Here is a 4,147-nt window from a genome sequence, read left to right as displayed (position 1 = left end):
CTGGCGGCGGGTGCTCCCGCCGATTTTGTCACCCTTTCGGCGCAGCACCCCTCGCTGGCCGCGCGCCATGGGGCGGCGCTGGCCGATGGCTGGATCTTCGCGGCGGGGCGCGGCGCGATTGATGGCGTTTGGCGCCGTGGTCGCCGGCTGGTGACGCAGGGATGGCACCATGACCGCGCGATGGTCGAGGCGCGCTACCGCGCCGCGCTCGCCCGGCTGGTGTGAGTTCCGATCCAAAGGACGGCGCCTCGCTTCACGTCTGATCCGGTCAGGCGAATGAATCGGTAAAATCTATCGACCTCAAATTTGCTGATTGAGCTTCGAGATTGGGAATCGATTTTGCCGAGCGGGGTGACAAAGCGACTATATTAGTTGGAGTTATCGGTTTTTCTGCTTGCACGACCCTTGGCGGGAATACGTATGCTTTGGGCCGCTGCTTTGGCGAAGATGTCCTCCGGTTGCGCGGCTTGACCACAGCATCGCTCAGTCCGTTCTTTCTGACGGGCAGGGGCTTTTGTTTTTAAAATTATTTAAAAACAAATAGATAATCTAAAATATGCCGAAATTCCAGAGACGGCGGCTTGGCCGTTCATAGAGGGAATTTTTACGACATCCCAAAATATGAGATCGACATCTCTATGATGGAACATCCTTGACGCTGACGACCGATCGTTTTAACCGCCTGGTTCATCACGAACCGTCCTGCAAGAGATGGTCGCGACGCAGGGTGATGTTGAAAGGTGAAATTAAATAACCTTTGTGGTTTTTAATTCATCTCATCAAACATCGTTGATCAAACTAAATAGAAATAGAGTTTGAGGGGTGGTCATGAATATCAAGATGATGTCCGGAATTCTTCTTTCCGGTGCTGCGCAGTTCGCAGCTTTGCCGGTTATGGCTCAGGCTGCGCAGGGCAGCGATGCCGCCGCGCCGCAGGCGGCCGGGCAGGCCGCTCCCGAAGCCAAGGGCAGCGCCGACATCGTGGTGACCGGCTCGAGCATCCGCGGCGTCGCGCCGACGGGCTCGCCGATCACCAATCTCTCGCGCACCGAAATGGAAAAGACCGGTGCCAGCACGGTGACCGAACTGCTGCGTTCGGTGCCCTCGGTGGGCGCTTTCGGCAGCTCGGGCAACAACAACGGCCAGAATCAGGCCAATTTCGTCGACCAGCCCGCCATCCATGGCATCGGCGTGGGCAATGGCGGCGGCGGCCTGACCCTGGTGCTGCTCGACGGTCTGCGCCTGCCCGGCGCGGGCATCAACCAGACCGCGCCCGACCCCAGCGCCGTGCCGCAATCGGCCATCGAGCGCGTCGAGGTGGTCGCTGACGGTGCATCCTCGGTCTATGGTTCGGATGCTGTCGCGGGCGTCATCAACTTCCGCCTGCGCAAGAAGATCGAAGGCTTCGAGGCCGGTGGCCGCACCGGTTTCGGTGACAATTACCGCACTTACAATGCCCATGCCGCGCTGGGCAAGAACTGGTCGACGGGTGGTTTTTACGCCGTCTACGAATATTCGTCGAACACGAATGTAAACGGTACCAACCGCTCGTGGTATCAGCCGGTCAGCAACTCCACGCTGTGCAGCCCGGCCAATGTCACCGTGGGCGGCGCGACCTATGCGCTCTCGGCCACAGGCGCGCGCCTTGGCACCAACAGCTGCGACCTCAACAAGAATGAGGATCTTTATCCCGAACAGCATCGTCATCAGGGCCTGATCTACTTCCATCAGGAACTGGGTGACGGTATCGAGCTGCATGCCCGCTCGCTCTATTCGGCGCGCGCCATCACCAACAAGGTGGCGATTTCGGGCAACAATGCCGCCAATGGCGGTCTGGCCGTCACGGTCAACAGCGGCGCCTATTACAATTACGTGCAGGGACTGGGCGTACCCGCCGGTACGCAGACCGTCACCTACAACGGCACGAATGATTTCGGCCCCACGGTGAACAACCGCATCACCACCGACACCTGGTCGAGCAATGTCGGCATCGAGGCCAAGCTGTTCTCCGACTGGAAGGGCTCGGTCGATTTCAATTACGGTCGCGAGATCGACAACACCTATCAGCCCGGCATCAACCAGACGCTGCTGCAGCAGGCGGTGACCGCAGGCACCTTCAACCCCTACGGCGTGGGCGCGGCCAACAGCCAGGATCTGATCAACCAGATCGGCAATTACGTCTCGCATTATCGCGGCAAGCAGCAGGTGACCGAAGGCCTGATCAAGGCGGACGGCAGCATGTTCAATCTGGGCGGCGGCGCGGCCAAGGCGGCGGTCGGCTTCGATGTGAAGCATGACTCCTTCGATGCCCGCTATGGTCTGGGCCCCTGGGGCAGCCCATACACCACCAATTCGCTGGGTGAGCGGACCGCGGTTTCGGGTTTCGCCGAACTGTTCTTCCCCTTCTTCAGCGCCCAGAACGCGCGCGGCGGCATCCAGAAGCTGGATGTGGTGGTCTCGGGCCGTTACGATCACTATTCGGACGTGGGCGGCACCTTCAACCCCAAGGTCGGCGCCAATTGGGATCCGATCCGTGGCGTGACGCTGCGTGGCAGCTTCGGCACCTCGTTCCACGCGCCCAGCCTGGCTGACTCCGGCACCGCGATCGACACCCGCGCGATCCGCTTCGCCGACTTCACCGGTTCGAGCAATCCGGGCGCCTATTCGATCGTGCTGGCCGGCGGCAACAAGCTGAAGCCGGAAACCGCCCGCACGCTGTCTTTCGGCGCCGACATCAAGCCGGTGGCGGTGCCGGGGCTGAAGCTGTCGCTGACCTACTTCAACATCGACTACAAGAACGTGATCTCCTTCCCGTCCTTCTCGCCGGTGACCGACAGCAATCCGGTGTGGAACGTCTATCGCACCTACAACCCCACCGCCGCTCAGGTGACGGCGGCCACGGCGGGCATGCGTCATGACGGTCTGGTCTACCCCGATGTCACCACGCTGCCCACCGCGATCTACGATCTGCGCCGCCAGAACTTTGCCCGCCAGAAGATCGGCGGCATCGATTACGATCTGAGCTATGCTTTCTCGCTGGGTCAGAACAATCTGAATGTCGGCATCGCGGGCAGCTGGCTGCTGCGCTTCGACCAGTTGATCTACGCCGCCGGGACCAATTACGACCGCCTGGGCACTGCCTATGCGCCCAAGCTGAAGACCCGAGCCCATGTGAACTGGGCCAACGGTCCCTATGATGTCGCCGTGTTCGGCAATTATACCGCTGGCTACACCAACACCAATTATCAGAACCAGAAGGTTGCCAGCAACACCACCTTTGATCTGCATGCCGGCTGGAAGCTGGATGGCGAAGGTCTGGCCAAGGACACGCGCCTTGCGCTCGATGTGACCAACATCTTCAACAAGGCGCCGCCGCTGTTCTACAACGCGCTGTCGGGGCAGACCTATGCCACCTTCGACAACACCAATGCCTCGGCGCTGGGTCGGGTGGTGTCGCTGGCGCTCAACAAGCAGTTCTGACGGTCGTGCGGAAGGGCCCCGCTTCTCCTCTCCCCGGGGCCCTTCCCGCGTTATGTCTGCCATGTTCCTCCCTGTGCCTGCCCCTTTACCGGGGCAGGTTTTTTTCTGATGTTTCCGGCCCTGCCCTCCGGCCGCTTTTTCGGGATCTTCTGATGCGCCATCCTCTCCGCCCGCGTTCCCCCCGCCTGTCGCGGTTCTGGCTTGGCCTTGCCGCCAGCACGCTGGCCATGGCCGTGCCGCTCTATGCGGAGGATGCGCCTGCGGGCGACACGCTGGCCAGCCAGTTCCGCGATCCGCCCGAAAGCGCCCGCCCGCGCGTCTGGTGGCACTGGCTGAGCGGCAACATCGCCAAGGAGGGCATCCATGCCGATATGGCATGGATGAAAAGCGTCGGCATCGCGGGCCTGCAGATGTTCGATGGCGATATGGGCGCGCCGCGGGTCGTGCCGCACCGCGTCAAGGCGCTGACGCCCGAGTGGCTGGACGATCTGCACTATGCCGCCAGCGAGGCCGACCGGTTGGGTCTGGAATTCGCCATGGCGGCCGCTCCCGGTTGGAGCGAGACCGGCGGCCCCTGGGTGGCGCCCGAATCCGGCATGAAGAAGCTGGTGTGGAGCGAGACCCGCGTCAGCGGCGGGAAAGGCCCGATCACTCTGGCGACCCCGCC

Annotated in this window: 2 protein-coding genes and 1 pseudogene; all 3 read left to right on the top strand. The window is 61.9% G+C overall.

The genetic code is table 11. From position 1 onward, the window contains the following. A pseudogene (locus SR3_RS32050) lies at window positions 1–225 on the top strand (formimidoylglutamate deiminase); the annotation flags it as partial. Window positions 226–828: 603 nt separating this feature from the next. Then, complete coding sequence (locus SR3_RS30025) at window positions 829–3,480, top strand: TonB-dependent receptor plug domain-containing protein (protein ID WP_068095032.1); 2,652 nt, start codon at window positions 829–831, stop codon at window positions 3,478–3,480. Window positions 3,481–3,632: 152 nt separating this feature from the next. After that, the coding region (locus SR3_RS30020) for a glycosyl hydrolase (RefSeq protein WP_281198756.1) at window positions 3,633–4,147 on the top strand (515 nt) is incomplete at its 3' end.

It is taken from the genome of Novosphingobium rosa NBRC 15208 (assembly GCF_001598555.1).
In the GTDB taxonomy this organism is placed as follows: Bacteria; Pseudomonadota; Alphaproteobacteria; order Sphingomonadales; family Sphingomonadaceae; genus Novosphingobium; species Novosphingobium rosa.
This window is presented reverse-complemented; position numbering and strand designations above follow the sequence as displayed.